Annotated in this window: 1 protein-coding gene; it reads right to left on the bottom strand. The window is 47.0% G+C overall.

From position 1 onward, the window contains the following. Positions 1–623: IS5 family transposase (locus Q0791_RS24955; RefSeq protein ID WP_299011960.1), on the bottom strand; the 623-nt coding region annotated here is incomplete at both ends.

The following is a 623-nucleotide window of genomic DNA, read 5'->3' as shown; positions in this document are numbered from 1 at the left end:
GACTTCAATGCGTCAACCGCTTTATTTCTCGGATGACCCTTTTCCCAATATCCTGCGTTTGAACGCGGTGGAATAGTGGGTTTTATCCCTTTGCGTCGCAGTAACTTATGGCACGCTTTTGTGTCGTATGCACCATCGGCTGAGACTTGATTTAATTTTCGGCGAAGCGGATTGAGCAATGTGGGGAATACTTCGTTATCAGCGACATTAACGAGGCTAATTTCAGCTGAGACAACATCATGAGTCTTTGTATCGATCGCAAGGTGCAACTTACGCCATGTGCGTCGCCGTTCTTTACCGTGCTTGCGCGTTTTCCATTCTCCTTCACCATAAACTTTCAATCCTGTTGAATCCACGACAAGATGAGTGACGGGGCCTCGACAGGGACTGCGATAGTTAACTTTAACAGTCTTGGCCCGTTTGCTTATACAAGTATAATCCGGTGCCGCTAATGGCACATCCATCAGTTGAAACAGAGAATTGATGAAGCCTTCTGTTGCTCGCAATGATAACTTAAAGACGCCTTTGACCATAAGGGCTGTTTCAATTGCGGTATCACTGAATTGAAAACCTCGACCACGGCCGCCGTGATGGGTTTTGCAGTGCCAAGCATCGATAGCGGA

The organism is uncultured Shewanella sp., assembly GCF_947495455.1.
GTDB lineage: Bacteria > Pseudomonadota > Gammaproteobacteria > Enterobacterales > Shewanellaceae > Shewanella.
The sequence above is the reverse complement of the archived record's forward strand: the minus strand, read 5'-3'. Positions and strand labels throughout refer to the sequence as shown.